Here is an 18,503-nt window from a genome sequence, read left to right as displayed (position 1 = left end):
TCTTCGTTATGAGTTGGAGTAAATATAAAAAAGCTGAACCAAAGATAAATTAAATCCTTTAGTTCAGCAAGTAAAAAATGAAATTTTATAAAAGTGGAGACAACAACCTGCACATCGACTCATAAAGTCTCATAAAAATAGATCGTTTTTTAAACTCCTTAAAATTAATTTCTGTAGAATGCTCTACATCAGACAAATAATCTTGCACAAGCTTCTCTGTACTTTGTGTACGATATAGAAAAGCATTTACCTCAAAATTTAAATGAAAGCTTCTCATGTCCATATTAGAAGTACCTATGGATGCAAGCTCTTCATCTACAATCATTATTTTGCTGTGCATAAAGCCTTCCTTATATTGATAAATTTTAACTCCAGCCTCTAACAATTCTGGGTAATATGACTGGGAAGCATAATATACAATCTTTTTATCGGGACGATTTGGAACAAGCAACCTTACATCTACTCCACTAAGAGCAGCTACCTTTAGTGCTGATAAAATATCATCGTCTGGAATAAAGTATGGGGAAGCAATCCAAATGGAATGTTTCGCAGACATCATCATAGAAAAGAATAGTATTTTAATCATTTCCCATTGATTGTCTGGACCTCCAGCAATAAGCTGAACCCCTCCTAAAGAGTCTTTATCTATTTGTTCAGGTGACAAGTAATGTTCCTTTAATAATGTTTTTCCGGTCATGTAGAACCAATCTTGCAAAAAAATAATTTGTAGACTACGAACTGCTTCTCCTCTTATAAAAAGATGAGTATCACGCCAATTTCCGTAATATTCATCCCTACCCATATACTCATCCCCGATATTCAAACCACCAACAAAACCAATCTTTCCATCTATCACAATAATTTTTCGGTGGTTTCGGAAATTGATCTTATTATTTAAAAAAGGTAATTTTACAGGAGCAAACGGAACTACCTCTACACCAGCTCTACTTAATTCATCCTTATAATGTTGTGATAACTGCCAGCTTCCTACTGCATCATACAAAAACCTAACTTCTACTCCGGCTTTTGCTTTTTCAATTAAAATATCTTTAATTTCATTTCCTAACGTGTCATTTCGAACAATATAAAATTCAAGATGTATATGATGTTTTGCCTTTTGTAACTCATCCAAAATTTTGGGGAATGCCTGTATTCCATTCGTTAACACCTTCGTCTCTGTATTAAAGGAAATCGGTAAATTACCCATTTTTTGAGCTAAACGAAATAACATTCGTTGATGGTCCCCCATCTGCTCCATCTCTTGTTCGTTAAAAAAACGACTACCTTCAACACGTTTGTAGGTTTGTTCATCTAATTCAGCTTTTTGCGCAAACATTTTTTGTTTGCGATAATTCCGTCCAAATAATATGTAAAAAAAGAATCCGACTACTGGAAAAGCTGCCAAGACGAGCAACCAATTGAGTGTTTGTCTAGGATTTCTATTTTCTATAAAAATTAAAAAAGAAATTAGAATGACAGATATCGAAATAAAGACAGATAAGGATGGGATAAACCATCCATCCCAATAATCATTCGTGAAATATAGGAAAGTAATGACTAGTGCTATAAATAATAACAGCTGAATGCGTTTAAACATATGTGTGTACCGCCCTTATTTTATCATCTATACATAATTTACGATTACCAATATTCCTATGTTTCATCATAATTTAAAATTCGATAAGAAGAAATACATTTAACGAAAATTCCCTTTTTTTTCTCAAAATAAAAAACCCTTGTCAAATACTAAGACAAGGGAAACTATTTCATTTCAATTTAATTAGGAAAATGTGTTTTTAAAGTGGCTAATGCATTTTCACTATAAATCAACTTTCCATACTCCTCAAGTCGATGAATAGTCATTCCGCTTTCTTCACCAAACTCTAAAATAAAGCTCAATATATTTTCTTGTGCATCATCATCTAACGTGTCCTCTTCAAATTCAATAAATAAATAATAAGAAGAGTCATGGTGATATAAGCTATCTTTGTAATATTCCAGTGATTGAATAGACTGACTTAAACGAATAACGTGCTCAATGTCCTGAAAACGAATCATAATGGAGAAACTTTCAAATTCCCCTTCTTCTTCTTTATCAACATCGTCTATTTCTTCTTCTGTGTTCTTTTGATTTAAAAAGTTACCTTTATCAAGTAAGGATTCTACTTTTTCATCAATAGGAAGGTCAATGATTTTATCAGTATCTGAAGGTAGCTCAAGTTTGTGCCCATCTTTGGAAAGCTGTGCTTTCGTTACAACAATTTCTAATCCTTTATCCATAGCTTGAACTTGTATCCATAAAGGACCATCTATAATAAATTCTTCTTCTTCATTTACTTCATCCATTACTTCCCAAAACAGTTGTTCACTTTTATCACGATTATACCAAATTTCTTCTCGGTCAAATCCTCTATCTTCTATATCCATGTAAGATATATAAAACTTAACCGTGTTCTCATTAATACGTTCAATTTCCACTGGACCTCTCTCCCTTCTACCCCATGAAATTTTCTTAACCTAAGGATATAAAGTAAACTTATTCAAAACTAAGACCTTAGGCGAAGTTGATAACTTAGTTGCCCTTATCAATCGTGTTTTTCTCCATCTATTTATCATTGATAAAACACGAAATAACTTTGATAAGGAATAAAATAATCCTTAAAACAAATGTAGTAAGTTTGAGAATTATATGATAAAAATTGATTATTTATTTAATTGATTAGTACTTTTTTTCCCTAATTAGAAAACCTTTAATCCAAAAAAAAGATTCTTTTATCCTATTTTATGATAGATAAGAATAAATTGAAAATATAAATGCTTATTTTCGATAAAAACAAGCGAATGTCTATTTGTAATTCTTGACAATCTAAAATCATTCATCTATATTTGTTTAAGTTAAAGACAGATATTCACTTGGGATTAATGTATTATTTTAACCTATTTCAATCTTTTTGTCACCTTGTTGGGGGAGGTTTGGTTTGTGGATTTTTTGGACATAGAGACAATAAAAGCCATTTTAATCATTATTGGAATTGATATTGTACTTGGTGGAGATAACGCAATTGTTATTGCTCTTGCTAGTAGAAATCTCCCAGAAAAGCAAAGAAATAAAGCTATTCTTTGGGGTACTGGACTTGCAATTGGTATTCGTGTTCTTCTAACAGCAGTTGCTTTATACTTATTGCAAATACCATTCTTAAAACTTATTGGTGGTATTCTCCTAATCTATATCGCAATCAAGTTACTCGTCGATAAAGAAGATGAACCTGAGATACAAGCAAAAGATGGTCTCTTATCTGCTATCAAAACAATCGTATTTGCTGATATTGTCATGGGATTCGACAATGTTCTTGCTATTGCTGGGGCATCTCATGGACACATAGAGTTAGTCATTATTGGTTTACTAGTTTCCGTACCTATCATTATTTGGGGAAGTAAGCTTATTCTACACTTTATGGAAAAATTCCCAATCCTAGTCTATATCGGAGCAGCCATACTTGCTTATACTGCCTCTGAGATGATCCTAGGCGAAAAAAGACTTGAACCATTTTTCGAGCATTATCATTTCTTACATTACTTATTACCAATTGCATCCATATCATTGGTTATTTTCATAGGTTACTTGTTTGACAGAAAAAAAGTGAAAACAATTTAATAATGAGAGAAAAAACTCCGCAATTTATATTGCGGAGTTTTTTGAGCACTTGATGGGCTCACGTTAAACGAAGCCTTTTTCTAGTTAACTAAGCGTTGTGCTTCACGTAATTGAAATGTTCTAACAGTTCTAGGTAGGAAACGACGAATTTCATCTTCATTGTAACCAACTTGAAGTCTTTTTTCATCTAAAATAATTGGACGACGTAACAACCCTGGATTTTTTTGAATAAGTTCAATTAAATCTTTTAATGGAAGTTGCTCTAAATTAACTTCTAACTCTTGAAACACTTTTGAACAAGTAGAAATTATTTCATCTGTTCCATCCTCCGTCATTCGCAACACTTCTTTAATTTCTGTTACTGTTAGAGGTTCTGAAAATATATTTCTTTCTGTAAAGGGAATGTTATGTTCTTCCAACCAAGCACGAGCTTTTCGACAAGATGTACAACTTGGTGACGTAAATAAAGTAACCATATGACACACTCCTTTAAAAGGAATCATTTTTTAATAAATATCTCTTATTAAATTATAATTAATTTAATCTAGATGCGTACATTCATAGTATACTACAATTCCACTGATAAAGGTAGGGTATAAATAATAATTATCAAAGTTTGTTCAGTTTTTCGCATGTTTAATCTTTATATACCCTGTAAGCTACAAATGAAACCCTTTTAAGTAAAAAAGAATGAAATTCCAAATACCTTTTAGCAAACAAATGAAAAATGATCTACCCTAATAGGTAGACCACTTTTAGTATAGTTGTACTTTATGCTTCTAAATTATCAAAGATATTGCTATCTCGATCTTTATCAATTTTTAAAACCTCATCAACGGGTTGATAAGACTTACCATAGATTTCTTTGTCCTTGTACGTATGAATATCTTCATACATTTTTTTCATTTTCTCATAAATCTCTTCTTCTGAATCATTGCCAGGAGACCAATATAATATTTCCATTTGGTTAATTTCATTCGTTGCAAGGGAACGTCTAGTGTAGCCAATTGATTGTGCATGCTTGAACCCTTCACGTTGATAAAAATGAAGCCTTTTTTCTGAGTCACTATCCTCATAGTCAATTGGTTCTACCTCTAAAATAATCGGTTTTCCTTTTGCTTTTAATTTTTCCATGATTTTATGACCAATACCCTGTCCCCTAGATTCTTTGGAAACGTAGACATAATCAATAAAAATAAAGGATTGAAACTCCGCATACATTAATACATGGTATTTCCCTTCATCTTTATAGTAAACATCTCCCTTTTCCTTCAGTAATCTTTCCATATGTTCCTGGGACTTCATTTCCTCAATCGGGAAATATTGATTCAATTTTTCATACCAATTCATTGATCTACTCCTTCTTCGTATTTACCATCTATAATTATAACGAACCTTTCCCAATTTGTTAAATGAATTGGAAAATGACGTACAGTACTATTCAAATCTTTTATAGCATACCTCTTTAAAAAAGGATTATGTTAACGTACAATTATCTTATGAAGATAAGGAGGCGAAAGTATGGGCCAGTTTTTATTGGAGTTAAGTATACTGGGATTCTTAGTTATTGGTTTAACGGCATTTTCTGCTGTTATTGTCCAGTTTTTTGGTGAAAAAATCTTCGGTAAAAAGAAAGAAAGTTATCACACTTCCCAATCGTCATCTATTCAAACAAATTGGAAATCAGTTGGTGGACGGAAATAAACACATTCTTTTATACATACAAAGTAAGAAAGGGACAACCTAATCGGTTGCCCCTTTTTCTTTTAGTTTAATGGAGTATAATCAACATTTGGTGAGTACTTGTTTGTTGCGTTCCAAATAAGAAACTCATTAACTCCACCTTCATTTAATGCCCTAATTTGAGCTTCTACTTCCGCTTTATCATATTGCGTAACAGCTCCGCCAGAATACAACCACGGCGCTTCAAAATCTTGAATCCATGGTCTAGAAACTGGTGGATTTTCTAGTTCCCCTAAGCGCTCGTTTTCCACTTTTACATACTCCTGTGTCAATCGATATGGCTCTTTGTCAGGGAAAGGAATTCCAAAATAACTAGTCCAGTGACTAGGATAAATCATTGACGAAATGACGTCAACGTTATCTGATATTTTCGAGAAGTTTTGACCAATCCCAGGTGCTTCTGGAATTGTAGCAGAATAACCAAAAATATCTACTGAAACATCCACACCATATTCGTGTAAGCTTTCCCTTGCATAGGCAACGAAGTCTGTGACAGCTGTAACACGTTTTTGGACATTATCAATGTCTAAATCAGCATAGTCACCCTCACTGTATTGCAACTCAGTATCACGTCGTTCAAATCCTTCTGGGAAACGAACATAATCAAATTGGATGTCTTGGAACCCTAATTCGGCCGCCATTTTTGCAATACCAACGTTATAATCCCAAACTTCTTTCATAAATGGGTTAACGAATGCTTCATTACGACTATTTTTCCATACTGTCCCATTTTGCTTAAAGGATAGGTCAGGACGTTTCTCAGCTAACATCGAATCCTTAAACACAACAACACGTGCAATTGGGTAAATTCCTTCTTTTTCTAGCTGTTTTAATAACTCTCTTGGATCCTTTATATAATTTTGAGCGATATCATAATAAGGAGAGTTCTCATCTGGTTTAAAAGTTAAATTCCCATGGTCTTCTTTTACATCAATTACCATCGCGTTTAAATCAGTATCTTTAACTAAAGATAACAGACCTTCAAACCTACTGCCACCAGCTGATGGTCCTGTTACATAGATACCCCTTACAGCGTCTGGATATTCAAATGTTAATCCTGAATCAAACGTAAATCGTGCAATTTTTTCAGGTAGCGAACGTTTTTGAAGAGCTACCTCAGATGCGCTATGAAGCTTGGCAATTCTCGCTTCTTCTTCTGCATTTACAGATTGGAAGAAGAAAAGCGTTGAGCAAAAAGTAATTACCGTTATTAGTATCCAACTTCTGAGTTGCTTAAAGTTTTGCAAAGTCATCAAACTCCCAATTAGTATTTGTATAAATATATTATAGTAGAAGTTTGGTTTGATTTGGTGACTTTTTTTAATTTTCTCCAGTAAATTTTTTTTATACAAAGATGAAGGATATGTACGATACTTTTATTTTTTTTTTAAAAAAACCTCATCCATTAAGATGAGGTTTTTTTCACTTATTTGTTTTCTAAGTCTGCTTTGTATTGTTCAAATTCCTTAGTTGTACACAGAACCCAATGATCAGGACGAATTTCTCTAAATTCTGGTTCTTCACTTGTGTCATGTGTAGCAGGATCATAAGCAATACGTTTACGGCTACGCTCATAATCCGGATCTGGTAATGGAATAGCAGATAATAAAGATTTTGTATAAGGATGAATTGGGTTCTTATACAATTCATCACTTCCTGCTAATTCAACCATTTTACCAAAATACATTACACCAATACGGTCACTAATATATTTAACCATTGACAAGTCATGAGCGATAAATAAATATGTTAAACCGTGTTCTTTTTGCAGTTCCTTCATAAGGTTTACTACTTGCGCTTGGATAGATACATCCAAAGCGGAAATAGGCTCATCGGCAATGATAAATTCAGGTTCAACTGCTAAAGCACGGGCGATTCCGATTCTTTGGCGCTGTCCACCACTAAATTCGTGGGGATAACGGTTGGCATGCTCTTTGTTTAAACCTACTGTTTCCAATAGTTCTCTTACTCTCGCAGTACGTTCTTTATCATCTTTAACAAGACCATGGATGTCAAGACCTTCCGAAATTATCTCTTTTACAGTCATTCTCGGATTTAAAGAAGCATAAGGATCCTGAAATATCATTTGCATTTTACGGTTGAACTTTTTAAGATCTGTTTTTGATTTTTTATTGTGAACATCTTCACCATTAAATAAAACTTCACCGTCAGTAGCATCATAAAGGCGAATAATTGTACGACCAGTTGTTGATTTTCCACAACCTGATTCACCAACTAGACCGAATGTTTCTCCCTTTTTAATATCGAAAGTGATGCCGTCAACAGCTTTAACTATACTATGGCGACCAGTTTTGAAATATTGTTTTAGATTTTTAACTTCTAATAATTTTTCCTGGCTCATGACTCATCACCTTTCTCGATAAATTCCTCCGCAAGTTCACCAGTTTTAGCAAAACCTTGCATACGACGTTTTACAGCCGCTGGTGGTTCTACCTTTGGTGCATCCTCGTGAAGCAACCATGTAGCTGCATAATGAGTATCAGAAACTTTAAACATTGGTGGTTCCATCTCAGTATCAATTTTCATGACATAAGGGTTACGAGGTGCAAACGCATCTCCAACAGGTGGGTGAATCAAATCAGGTGGTGTTCCTGGAATTGCAATTAATTGATCTTCTCCACTATCAAGAGTTGGCATTGAACCTAAAAGACCCCAAGTGTAAGGGTGTTTTGGATTGTAGAAAATATCATCTACAGTACCAATTTCAACAATCTTACCCGCATACATTACCGCAACACGATCAGCAACGTTCGCTACCACACCTAAATCATGTGTAATGAATATGATCGATGCGTCCGTTTTTTGCTGTAAATCTTTCATTAATTCTAAAATTTGTGCTTGAATAGTAACATCTAATGCTGTAGTTGGCTCATCTGCAAGCAAAATTTTAGGGTTACAAGCAAGTGCAATAGCAATAACAACACGTTGACGCATACCACCAGAAAATTGGTGAGGGTATTGTTCAATTCTTTCCTTAGGATTCGGAATACCTACAAGTTCTAGTAGTTCAATTGCACGTTCTTTTGCTTTCGCTTTACCCATTTTTTGGTGCTTAATTAAACCCTCCATGATTTGGTTGCCGACTTTCATCGTAGGGTTTAATGATGTCATTGGATCTTGGAAAATCATTGAAATGTCACGTCCGCGGATTTTAGACATTTCTTTATCTTTCAGTTTCGTTAAGTCTTTTCCATCAAACAAAATTTCTCCTGATTCAATACGTCCTGGAGGGTTTGGAATTAGTCCCATTAATGCTTTTGTAGTTACAGATTTACCTGAACCTGACTCACCTACAATAGCAAGTGTTTCACCTTTTCGAAGGTCAAAATTAACACCACGAACAGCCTGAACACTTCCACCATACGTATCAAAAGTTACTTTTAAATCTTTTACTTCAAGTATTTTTTCCATTATCTGCACCTACCTTTCCTAATCACGCATTTTCGGATCTAAAGCATCCCTTAAACCATCAGCAAGCATGTTGAATCCAATCATTAATGTTGAAATAATAAGAGATGGGAATAACAACATAAATGGATATATTTGATACGAGTCAAATGCTTGGTCAATAAGCGTACCTAAAGATGCGAACGGCGGTTGTAATCCTAGACCAATAAAGCTTAAGAATGACTCGAAGAAAATAGCTCCTGGGATGGTAAACATTGTATTAATAACAATAATTCCAGTTACGTTTGGAACTAAGTGTTTACCTAATATCCGTTTATCGTTTGAACCTAATGTTTTAGCAGCAAGTACAAACTCTTGGTTCTTTAGTTTCAGTACTTGCCCCCGCACAATCCGGGCCATTCCGGTCCATCCTGTAATGGTTAAGGCTAACGTGATTGCCATTAAACCAGGGTCTAATACGATAATCATCAAAATAACAACGACTAAATTTGGTATACCAACTAATACTTCAATAAAACGTTGCATGTAGTTATCTACTCTTCCACCATAATAAGCGGAAACTCCACCATAAATAACACCAATTATCATATCAATTGCAGCTGCTAAAATACCGATGTATAAGGAAATTTGTGTACCTTCCCATACACGTGTCCATAAGTCACGGCCCATGGCATCAGCACCAAACCAGTAATAACGGTCTTCTAGCCCACGGGTAGCATACTCATCAATATATAGTTCAACTTCTGCTAGTTCACCTGTACTTTCATTACCTTCACTAACTACTGTAACTCTAACATGTTCATCTTCAACCTTAAACACGCTCAAGCCTTTTTCAATTGCTTGTTCAGATGTTGGTCCTTGAACGTACCAAGCATGTTTACCATCAAACAATTCCATCCACTCTAAACCTTGTACTCTAGGTGGTAAATTTTTAGCTTCATACAAAGCATCCGTACCCTCATACTTGTTCATATGCGGGCCAACAAATGCCATAAAGAAAATAATTACAAGAAAAATTAAACCGAGTATCGCAGCTTTGTTTTTACGAAGACGAATCCAAGCGTCCTTCCAGAAGGAAAGTTCAGGACGAGTTAGCTCTTCACTTTTTTCTGCTGATAACTCAATTGGCTGGAATAAATCTTTGGATAGTTTTTCGTTATCTTTGGCCATTAGTCCTTACCTCCTACACGGATTCTTGGATCAATTACTCCATAAAGTAAATCCACTACTAAAATAACTGCTACAAATAAAATGGAGAAAAACATTGTTGTACCCATGATCATTGGATAGTCATTCGTGTTAATAGAACGTACGAATTGTTCTCCTAATCCTGGAATAGCAAAAATTTGCTCTATAACTAGTGTTCCTGTCATCAAACTTACAGTCATTGGTCCAATAACAGTGATTACAGGAATTAATGCGTTACGCATGGCATGTCCAAACATAATTTTTGACTTACCTAAACCTTTAGCACGTGCTAGTTCGATATAATCAGAACCTAACACTTCTAACATTTCTGTACGCATAAAACGAGCACAAATTGCCATTGGGAAAATAGCAAGTGCTATCGTAGGTAATATTGTATACTCAAATCCTTCCCAGAACGAAACAGGCAATATTTGCCATCTTACAGCCAAATAATATTGAAGTAAACCAGCAAATACGAATGATGGAATGGAAATACCTATAATTGCTACAAATCCAGCTACATAGTCCACCCAAGAATTATGTCTTATAGCAGCAACCATTCCAAGTATAATTCCTAATATAGTACCTACAACCATTGCTTGAAACCCTAAATGGGCCGATGGACCAATACGATCCATTATTAGATCTGTTACATTTCGGTTATCAAATTGAAAGGAAACACCTAAGTCTCCTTGAAATAGCCCAGCGATATATTTGATATATTGAACAGGGACAGGGTCATTAAGTCCATAACGGTCTTTTAAGATTTCCAGCTGTGCCGGCGTTGCCTTTGTAGCTACATCCGTAAACGGAGTACCTGGCAATAGCTTCATTAAGAAAAACGTTGCTGTTGCAATAATGAACAAAGTTATGAACATATATACAAGTCGTTGCAATATATATCTCGCCATCTGCTACACCTCCTGAAGTAGTTTCTAAAATTCTTCAATATTCGAAATATTTCTGCATAAGGGAAAAAGAGAGTATATGCCTATTATGACACGACACATACTCTCTTTCCATAGTAAATCTATTATTTTAGTACTGTTTATTTTTGGATATCTACATATTTGTAGCTGTAGTCAGCACCGTAAGGGTTTAATACTTCCATACCTTTTACATATGGCTTAGAAAGTAAAGCACGCTCACGTTGGAATACTGGTGCGATTGCTACTTCGTCTAAAGCAATTTTCTCAGCTTCTTGCATAGCTTCGAAACGCTCTACTGGCTTCATAGCAAGTTCACCTTTAACAGATTTAACAAGTTTGTCATACTCTGCATTTCCGTAACCCATTTCGTTGTTAGGACCGTCAGTTACCCAAAGGTCAACGAATGAGATAGCGTCCATGTAGTCAGGACCCCAACCAGAGAATACTAACTCGTACTCACCAGCTTTAGTTACTTCTAAACGCTCTTGGAACGGAAGGTTCTTAAGAGTTAGAGTTAAACCATCAAGGTTTTTCTCAAGTTCGTTTTTGAAGAATTCAGTGATAAGTGTACCGATATCAGAGTCACCAGAAATGAATGAAATTTCTACTTCTTCAAATCCTAGTTCTTCTTTAGCAGCAGCCCATGCTTCTTTAGCAGCGTCTACATCATAAGTTAAGATGTCGCCATATTTAGCACGGAAATCTTCACCAGTTTCAGGATGTGTAACAAATCCGCTTGGTACGAAGTAGTCAGCTGGAACAGAAGAGTTACCATAAACTACATCGATAAACGCTTGCTTGTCAAACGCTTGTGCAATTGCACGACGGAAGTTTTCGTTTTGCATATATTCACCTTTAGTAACTGAGTCTTGGTTAAACTTCAACCAGAACACAACAGTTTCAGGCATAGAAATGAATTCAGAGCTTGTTTGGTACTTATCGATAAAGTCACCAGATAAACCTACACGGTCAATTTGACCAGTTTCATAAAGACCTACAGCAGTTGCAGTATCTTTAACAACCTGTACGTTGATGCCAGAAAGATTTACACTTGCAGCATCCCAGTATTGTTCGTTCTTTTCAAATACAAATTTTTCTTCGTGAGCCCATTCAGTCATAACGAAAGGACCGTTGAATAATAGGTTTTCTACTTCAAGAGCAAAGTTTTCACCTTGTGCTTCTACGAACTCTTGGTTAAGAGGGTAGAAAGTTGGGAATGCAGCAAATGATTCGAAATATGGAGTTGCTTTAGCAAGTTCAACTACTAGAGTGTAGTCGTCTTCAGCAGTTACTCCTAATTCTTCAACTGCAAGATCACCAGCGTTTACTTCTTCTGCATTTTTAATTACGCCATTCATTAGGTATGGAGCGTAGAAAGATGCAGTTTCTGGGTCGATAGCACGTTGCCATGAATATACGAAGTCGTGAGCTGTTACAGGGTCACCGTTAGACCATTTAGCGTCTTCACGTAAATGGAAAGTCCAAGTTAAACCATCTTCACTTACTTCTGTGTCTTCTTTAACTGCGATACCTGATACTAGTTCTTCTCCACCAGGTCCTAGGCGGTAAAGACCTTCATATACAGTATCTTGATATTGAATACTTACAGAGTCCTCAGCTTGTGCTGGGTCCATTGTAGGAATTTCAGATGAATCAAGAATGTTAAGTACTTTTGGCTCATCAGACTCTTCTGGAGTTTCTGCTGGAGTTTCAGTAGAATCACCGTTGTCTGCTGGCTCTTCTTGTGCATCGTCGTCCCCGCCAGAACATGCAGCTAGGAACAAACTTAGTACTAGACCAAGTACTAAAAGCAATGACCATTTTGTTTTCTTCATGTCTTAATGACCTCCCCTTAAAAATAAAATTTTCTGATTTTTTTGTAGATATGTCGTCTACGAAATAAATTATACAAGTTTTCAAACTATTTTGCACCAGTTTTTTTGAAAAAAATTACGAAACCCTTAATTATGTTACGTTCTCATGACATAAAATAGGACTATAGACCCATACATATTTACAATCAAACAGGCTATTATTTCTGAAAATTATGGTAATTGTATAAAATATTTCATTTTTCAATGTTTATAATTATATTTTGATATATTATGCATATCCTATACATTATTCTTAAATTGAAGAATTTTCTGTCATTTACAATTACTGTTTTGAATAATACAAACCTCCATTAATCATGCTATAATTTGTAAGAGTTTTGTGGAGAGGAGACGAAAAATATTGGAAATATTTAAAAATAGATGGATTTTATTACTAACCAATATACTATTAGCTTTACTTTTCTTTTTTCTTTTAGCACCGAGCAATGATTTTGTGCATTTCATAAATATTCTTTTTTATATTTCCTTTTTTTATTTAATATCTGGTCTAATTTTGTTTGTCATCAAAGGAAAGTTTTTTGATGCAATATCGCATAGCTTCAAAAAGGTATTTCGTAGTATATCGAAAAAAAGAGATTATTTAGATGATCCGGATAGTGAACCTGCTCCATCTGATAAAATTAATGAATCATTTATGAAAATGTTACTTTTTCAAGGGTTTATACTTATTTTCTTTGTTGCTGTTTTGCTTCTTATCTTCTATTGGAAGTAGAATGTTGCTTTTTTCAAAAAAAAAAACTATAATTTATAAAAAATATCATTAAAACGTTGAAAAAGTGTTAGTACGTTTTCCCCTCTGCTTAACAGAGAGCCTGGATTGCTGGAAACAGGTAGCATGGGTAAACAGAAATTGGGGCTTTGGAGTTTATGTCTACATAGCATCGCAAAACCAAGCGTTATTGGTATCTAAGTGATCTTTATTTTATATAAAGATAATTAGGGTGGCACCGCGGTTCATTCGTCCCTTATATGGGGATGAATGGGCCTTTTTATATGCAAAAAATTCAAACATGAGGTGAAAAAAGTGAAAACAATATTTTCTGGAATTCAACCTACAGGAACCCTTACAATCGGAAATTATTTAGGAGCTATGAAACAGTTTGTAGAGCTTCAACATGATTATAATTGTTATTTCTGCATTGTTGATGAACATGCCATTACGGTTCCACAAGAGCGGATTAAACTAAGAGATAATATCCGATCGCTCGCTGCTTTATATTTAGCCTCAGGTATTAACCCTGAGAAATCAACATTGTTCATCCAATCAGAAGTTTCGGCCCATACACAACTAGGCTGGATGTTACAATGTGTCGCATATATTGGCGAATTAGAAAGAATGACTCAATTTAAAGATAAATCTACCGGAAAAGAAGCTGTTTCCGCAGGCTTACTTACTTATCCCCCTCTAATGGCTGCAGATATCCTTTTATATAACACGGATATTGTTCCTGTTGGGGATGACCAAAAACAGCATATTGAGTTAACTAGAGATCTAGCCGAGCGTTTTAACCGAAAGTATAACGACATATTCACCATACCTGAGCCACGCATTCCAAAGGTTGGAGCAAGAATCATGTCACTCCAAAATCCTACCAAGAAAATGAGTAAATCAGATGAAAATCAAAAGGCGACCATTTTTATGCTAGATGATGAGAAAAAAATTGAAAAGAAAATTAAAAGTGCAGTGACTGATTCAGTAGGAACCGTACAATATGATCCAGAAAACCGTCCTGGTATATCCAGTTTGTTAACCATCTATTCAAGTTTTACTGACGAAAAAGTAGAGACAATTGTAGAAAGATACGAAGGAAAAGGTTATGGGGAGTTTAAACAAGATCTAGCAGAAAAGGTTGTAGACGTTTTATCTCCTATTCAAAAACGATACTACGAGCTTGTTGAATCAGCAGAGTTAGACACGGTTTTAGATAATGGTGCTGACAAAGCGGAAGAGCAAGCATCCAAAATGCTCCAAAAAGCGAAAAAGGCTATGGGTCTAGGCCGAGTGAAGAAAAACAAATAGCCCATAAACACAAGAAAGCTGGAATTAAAAATTCCAGCTTTCTTCATTATTATATATCCTTTAAAAAAATGCTTGGTTGGATGAATTCACTTCTCCATTTTCCAACTCCCATAACTTTTCAAAAAATGGTTGACCTCTGACCATTTTTCTACACAATTCCTCATGGGTTGTTGACCATCCACCTTTTAATCCTTTAAAAAGCTCTTTCCAAACTTGTTCAAAACCCATTTGTTGAATGGATTGATATTGATCTGGATCCCACTCTGTTAACCAATACCTTAATTCAGCTAGATCGGCAGTTTGTTTCATTTGATCTAACATCATCATTAGTAACTGTTTTAACTGTCTCTCTTTTCTAGTTAGCCCAATCATTTCATCTGGGGGTAATGAAAGTGTATGATATTCTTTTCCATACTGTTCTTTCGAAAAAGAGAAATTAACAGGTTCTAATTTTTCAATCATGTCATAAACAAGTCTTTCCTGTCTAGGTATTAAGCGGCTTTTTCTAATCGGTAATGTGTAACCCATCGTGTCTACAGCAACAATAGACTTTCCATTTGTTGCTACAAAAGCATATTCTAAAGGAATACGCTCCTGGTTTTTTCGTAAGTACGCCCGTTGGTATACACTATCCAGTAAATCTTTCGGTAAATCTTGGAGGTCATTTTCAATGTAATCAAATAATGTTTCTGTTACATAGATTAACGGTACTTGGTCTAGGAGTTCAATACCGTCTTCTTTACGCCACTCATGAAAGTGACAAACGTTATATCCATTCTCTTCCCCTTCAAACCAGTTCACCCAAACATCATGTAAGTACATCATCCAAGACCCTCGCTTTACTATAATCGTCTTTTCTATAGTTCATTATTGGCTAGGAATGGAATTTTTATTCTATCTAACCTAATCTTTACTTATTCAGATGGGTACAAAAGTACAGTTATGCAAATAATTAAAAGACCCACAGGAAACAAATAGCATTCAGGCCTGTCCATCACAAATAAAATGTAGTCAAAAAAACTGAGACCGGCTGGTATGATGTTTAAATAAACAATCAAAGTAACTCCACCTGCAGTGGCTAATCCAAAACCTACTAGTAACCAAAATATATACCACATTGTATAGTCCCCCAGGCATGTACAAATCTATTACCATATATATGTTGATGTTCTTCTTCATATACATGTCCAATTTTATAAATCACTTTACTCTCAATCGTTTTAACGTTACATTTATTATTAATGAATTTTTTTTACAACTATTTTTATATTCTAAATAGATAGATATATGTAATAGGAAGAGAGGTTTAGAATGGAAGATAACCGAATAAACCGCAAAAAAACGAAAAAAAGACGGAAACGCAAGATAATTCTCTCAGTCTCCATCCTTTTCTTATTAAGTTTGATTGCGTATGTAACGTATGAATATATGGCCGGAAAAAGCTCTGCTTTAGATCAACAAGGTGAAAATAATAACGAAACGAACATAGAATATAAAGAAAATTTTCAAGGGGAAGAAGATTCTTTCGGAAAAACGAATGTTCTAATATTAGGTGTTGATTCTCGAGGAGAAGAAAATTCTAGGACTGATACCATCATGATTGGCCAGTATGACCCTGATAAAGAAAGCGGGAAGCTCGCTTCTATCATGCGGGATACATACGTCAATATACCAGGCTATGGGTATAATAAAATAAATAATGCTTTTTTCTTCGGCGGACCGGAATTATTGCGTCAAACAATTAAAGAAAACTTCGGTATAAGTGTTGAATACTATGCAATAGTAGACTTTCAAGGCTTTGTCCAAGTGGTCGATACAATTGCCCCTGATGGAATTGAAATAGAAGTAGAAAAGTATATGTCTAAAAATATAGACGTCGTCTTACAGCCAGGACTTCAAGCTCTAAATGGAGAAGAGTTACTAGGTTATGCACGTTTTCGTGCAGATAGTGACAATGATTTTGGACGTGTAGCAAGACAACAAAAAGTAATGAGTAAATTAAAGGATGAAATGTTATCCTTTGCAGGTCTGTTAAAACTCCCTCGGGTAGTGGGAACCCTTCAGCCATATATTGATACGAACATGAAAACAGGAACGATGATTTCATTAGGTAAAGATTTCGTGTTAAATCCAGTAGATGATATTGAAACGATGAGAATTCCAGTGGATGGTACATTCTGGGATGAAACCTATGAACATGCTGGGGCTGTTTTAGCAATTGATGAGGCCAAAAACAAAGAAGCTTTACAGGAGTTTTTGCAATAATTAAGAAGCCAGCTATTCAACAGGATAGCTGGCTTCTTATATTGGGAATGTATTCAACTTTTATTTGGTACTTGTTCAATTTAAATGCACATTATTAAAACTACTCGGTACTCCACCGCATCTATCTATATTCTATTCCTCAAATTTCTTAAACACTAATGAAACGTTATGACCACCAAAACCAAGGGAATTGGACATAACAACTGATAGGTCCTTTTTCACCGGTTCATTTGGTGCATAGTTCAAATCACATTCAGGATCCTTTGTTTCATAATTAGTTGTCGGAGGTACAATACTTTCTGTTAGTGACTTTATAGAAATCACAGATTCTACAGCTCCAGCAGCTCCAAGCAAATGACCTGTCATCGATTTAGTAGAGCTTACATAGAGATTATAGGAGTGCTCACCGAATACATTTTTAATAGCTTGCGTTTCAAACTTATCATTTAACTCCGTACTTGTTCCGTGTGCGTTAATATAACCAACATCTGTTGCCTGTACATTAGCATCCTCTATCGCTTGCTTCATTGCACGAGATGCGCCTTCTCCTTCTGGTGCTGGAGCTGTAATGTGATGGGCATCACCGGTTGAACCGTAACCAACAATTTCAGCATAAATTTTTGCACCACGTTTTTTTGCTGATTCTAATGATTCTAAAATTAAAATACCAGCACCTTCACCCATAACAAACCCATCACGATTTTTATCAAATGGACGACTTGCTGTTTTTGGATTTTCATTTGTACTTAATGCTTTTGCAGATGAGAATCCAGCAAATGCCATATTTGTAATAGGGGCCTCTGCTCCCCCTGTAATCATATAATCGGCATCTCCACGTTGAATAACTTTAAAAGCATCACCAATAGAATTTGCACCCGATGCACAAGCTGTAACCGTACATGAGTTAATTCCTTTTGCTCCAAGTATAATAGAAACTTGTCCAGCTCCCATATCCGGAATCATCATCGGGACGAAAAATGGGCTAACCCGTCTGTAGCCTTTTTCTAAAAATTTACTGTATTGTTCTTCGAATGTGGACATGCCACCAATCCCTGAACCAATCCAGACACCTGTTCGATGAGCTATTTCTTCATTAATATCTAGCCCTGCATCTTTTACTGCCATAACAGAGGCAGCAACCGCATATTGTGTAAATAAGTCCATGCGTTTTGCTTCTTTTTTGTCCATATATACAGTAGGATCAAAATCTTTTAGCTCACCAGCAACCTTAGCAGGGAAGTTGTCTGGGTTTACCTTTGTTACGATATCTATACCTGACTTTCCACTTATAATCGAATCCCATAATGTATCTACGTCATTACCTACTGGAGTAACGGCTCCCATACCCGTAACTACTACTCTACGTTTTTCCATGTCAA

18 protein-coding genes and 1 other annotated feature are annotated in these 18,503 nt (G+C 35.2%); of the genes, 5 read left to right on the top strand and 13 right to left on the bottom strand.

Annotated elements, in window-relative coordinates:
- Nucleotides 1-85: 85 nt before the first annotated feature.
- Both cls and mecA read right to left on the bottom strand, forming a co-directional pair.
- Nucleotides 86-1,597 carry a cardiolipin synthase gene (gene cls / locus HNQ94_RS07345; RefSeq protein ID WP_174495826.1) on the bottom strand — a complete coding sequence of 504 codons (1,512 nt, stop codon included), beginning with the start codon at nt 1,595-1,597 and terminating at the stop codon, nt 86-88.
- Nucleotides 1,598-1,776: 179 nt separating this feature from the next.
- Nucleotides 1,777-2,478 (bottom strand): adaptor protein MecA, encoded by a 702-nt coding sequence (mecA, locus tag HNQ94_RS07340; protein ID WP_174495827.1) that lies wholly within the window; start codon nt 2,476-2,478, stop codon nt 1,777-1,779.
- Between the two features lie 511 nt (nt 2,479-2,989).
- On the opposite strand from mecA, the gene HNQ94_RS07335 reads away from it, so the two are divergent.
- Nucleotides 2,990-3,655: a TerC family protein gene (locus HNQ94_RS07335; RefSeq protein ID WP_174495902.1), complete on the top strand. Its 666-nt coding sequence runs from the start codon at nt 2,990-2,992 to the stop codon at nt 3,653-3,655.
- Nucleotides 3,656-3,735: 80 nt separating this feature from the next.
- On the opposite strand, the gene spxA is transcribed toward HNQ94_RS07335, so the two are convergent.
- Both spxA and HNQ94_RS07325 read right to left on the bottom strand, forming a co-directional pair.
- The gene (gene spxA / locus HNQ94_RS07330; RefSeq protein WP_174495828.1) at nt 3,736-4,131 is read right to left on the bottom strand and encodes a transcriptional regulator SpxA; all 396 of its coding nucleotides are present in this window, start codon (nt 4,129-4,131) and stop codon (nt 3,736-3,738) included.
- Between the two features lie 295 nt (nt 4,132-4,426).
- Nucleotides 4,427-5,005, bottom strand: coding sequence for a GNAT family N-acetyltransferase (locus tag HNQ94_RS07325; RefSeq protein WP_174495829.1), 579 nt, complete (start codon nt 5,003-5,005; stop codon nt 4,427-4,429).
- A gap of 171 nt (nt 5,006-5,176) precedes the next feature.
- Here HNQ94_RS07325 and HNQ94_RS07320 point away from each other — a divergent pair, with 171 nt between their 5' ends.
- Nucleotides 5,177-5,359, top strand: coding sequence for a hypothetical protein (locus tag HNQ94_RS07320; RefSeq protein ID WP_174495830.1), 183 nt, complete (start codon nt 5,177-5,179; stop codon nt 5,357-5,359).
- A 62-nt stretch (nt 5,360-5,421) separates the two neighbouring features.
- Here the strand turns inward: HNQ94_RS07320 and HNQ94_RS07315 are convergent, their stop codons facing one another.
- From HNQ94_RS07315 to HNQ94_RS07290, 6 genes are all read right to left on the bottom strand, one after another.
- On the bottom strand, nt 5,422-6,645 hold the full coding sequence (locus HNQ94_RS07315; RefSeq protein ID WP_246199963.1) for a putative glycoside hydrolase: 1,224 nt from the start codon (nt 6,643-6,645) through the stop codon (nt 5,422-5,424).
- A 179-nt stretch (nt 6,646-6,824) separates the two neighbouring features.
- A complete protein-coding gene (locus HNQ94_RS07310) occupies nt 6,825-7,760 on the bottom strand; it encodes an oligopeptide ABC transporter ATP-binding protein OppF (RefSeq protein ID WP_174495832.1) in 936 nt (311 codons plus the stop codon).
- The gene (locus HNQ94_RS07305) at nt 7,757-8,830 is read right to left on the bottom strand and encodes an ABC transporter ATP-binding protein (protein ID WP_174495833.1); all 1,074 of its coding nucleotides are present in this window, start codon (nt 8,828-8,830) and stop codon (nt 7,757-7,759) included. The genes HNQ94_RS07310 and HNQ94_RS07305 overlap by 4 nt, the downstream gene beginning before the upstream one ends.
- An 18-nt stretch (nt 8,831-8,848) precedes the next feature.
- Nucleotides 8,849-9,997, bottom strand: a complete 1,149-nt coding sequence (gene opp3C / locus HNQ94_RS07300; RefSeq protein WP_174495834.1) for an oligopeptide ABC transporter permease — start codon at nt 9,995-9,997, stop codon at nt 8,849-8,851.
- Entirely contained in the window at nt 9,997-10,926 is a 930-nt protein-coding gene (opp3b, locus tag HNQ94_RS07295; protein WP_174495835.1) for an oligopeptide ABC transporter permease, read from the bottom strand. The genes opp3C and opp3b overlap by 1 nt, the downstream gene beginning before the upstream one ends.
- Before the next feature lie 137 nt (nt 10,927-11,063).
- Nucleotides 11,064-12,779: a peptide ABC transporter substrate-binding protein gene (locus tag HNQ94_RS07290; protein ID WP_174495836.1), complete on the bottom strand. Its 1,716-nt coding sequence runs from the start codon at nt 12,777-12,779 to the stop codon at nt 11,064-11,066.
- A gap of 400 nt (nt 12,780-13,179) precedes the next feature.
- On the opposite strand from HNQ94_RS07290, the gene HNQ94_RS07285 reads away from it, so the two are divergent.
- Together HNQ94_RS07285 and trpS are read left to right on the top strand one after the other, a co-directional pair.
- The gene (locus HNQ94_RS07285; RefSeq protein ID WP_174495837.1) at nt 13,180-13,551 is read left to right on the top strand and encodes a DUF3899 domain-containing protein; all 372 of its coding nucleotides are present in this window, start codon (nt 13,180-13,182) and stop codon (nt 13,549-13,551) included.
- 47 nt (nt 13,552-13,598) lie between these two features.
- Nucleotides 13,599-13,808: a binding site (T-box leader), on the top strand.
- 55 nt (nt 13,809-13,863) lie between these two features.
- Nucleotides 13,864-14,859 (top strand): tryptophan--tRNA ligase, encoded by a 996-nt coding sequence (gene trpS / locus HNQ94_RS07280; protein ID WP_174495838.1) that lies wholly within the window; start codon nt 13,864-13,866, stop codon nt 14,857-14,859.
- A 60-nt stretch (nt 14,860-14,919) separates the two neighbouring features.
- On the opposite strand, the gene HNQ94_RS07275 is transcribed toward trpS, so the two are convergent.
- Nucleotides 14,920-15,684, bottom strand: coding sequence for a YjbA family protein (locus tag HNQ94_RS07275; protein WP_174495839.1), 765 nt, complete (start codon nt 15,682-15,684; stop codon nt 14,920-14,922).
- A gap of 89 nt (nt 15,685-15,773) precedes the next feature.
- The gene (locus HNQ94_RS07270; RefSeq protein ID WP_174495840.1) at nt 15,774-15,977 is read right to left on the bottom strand and encodes a YuzI family membrane protein; all 204 of its coding nucleotides are present in this window, start codon (nt 15,975-15,977) and stop codon (nt 15,774-15,776) included.
- 193 nt (nt 15,978-16,170) lie between these two features.
- Here HNQ94_RS07270 and HNQ94_RS07265 point away from each other — a divergent pair, with 193 nt between their 5' ends.
- Nucleotides 16,171-17,124 carry an LCP family protein gene (locus HNQ94_RS07265; protein ID WP_174495841.1) on the top strand — a complete coding sequence of 318 codons (954 nt, stop codon included), beginning with the start codon at nt 16,171-16,173 and terminating at the stop codon, nt 17,122-17,124.
- A 132-nt stretch (nt 17,125-17,256) separates the two neighbouring features.
- Here the strand turns inward: HNQ94_RS07265 and fabF are convergent, their stop codons facing one another.
- Complete coding sequence (gene fabF / locus HNQ94_RS07260) at nt 17,257-18,498, bottom strand: beta-ketoacyl-ACP synthase II (protein WP_174495842.1); 1,242 nt, start codon at nt 18,496-18,498, stop codon at nt 17,257-17,259.
- Nucleotides 18,499-18,503: the final 5 nt, after the last annotated feature.

This window comes from Salirhabdus euzebyi, from assembly GCF_014207435.1.
GTDB lineage: Bacteria > Bacillota > Bacilli > Bacillales > Alkalibacillaceae > Salirhabdus > Salirhabdus euzebyi.
This window is presented reverse-complemented; position numbering and strand designations above follow the sequence as displayed.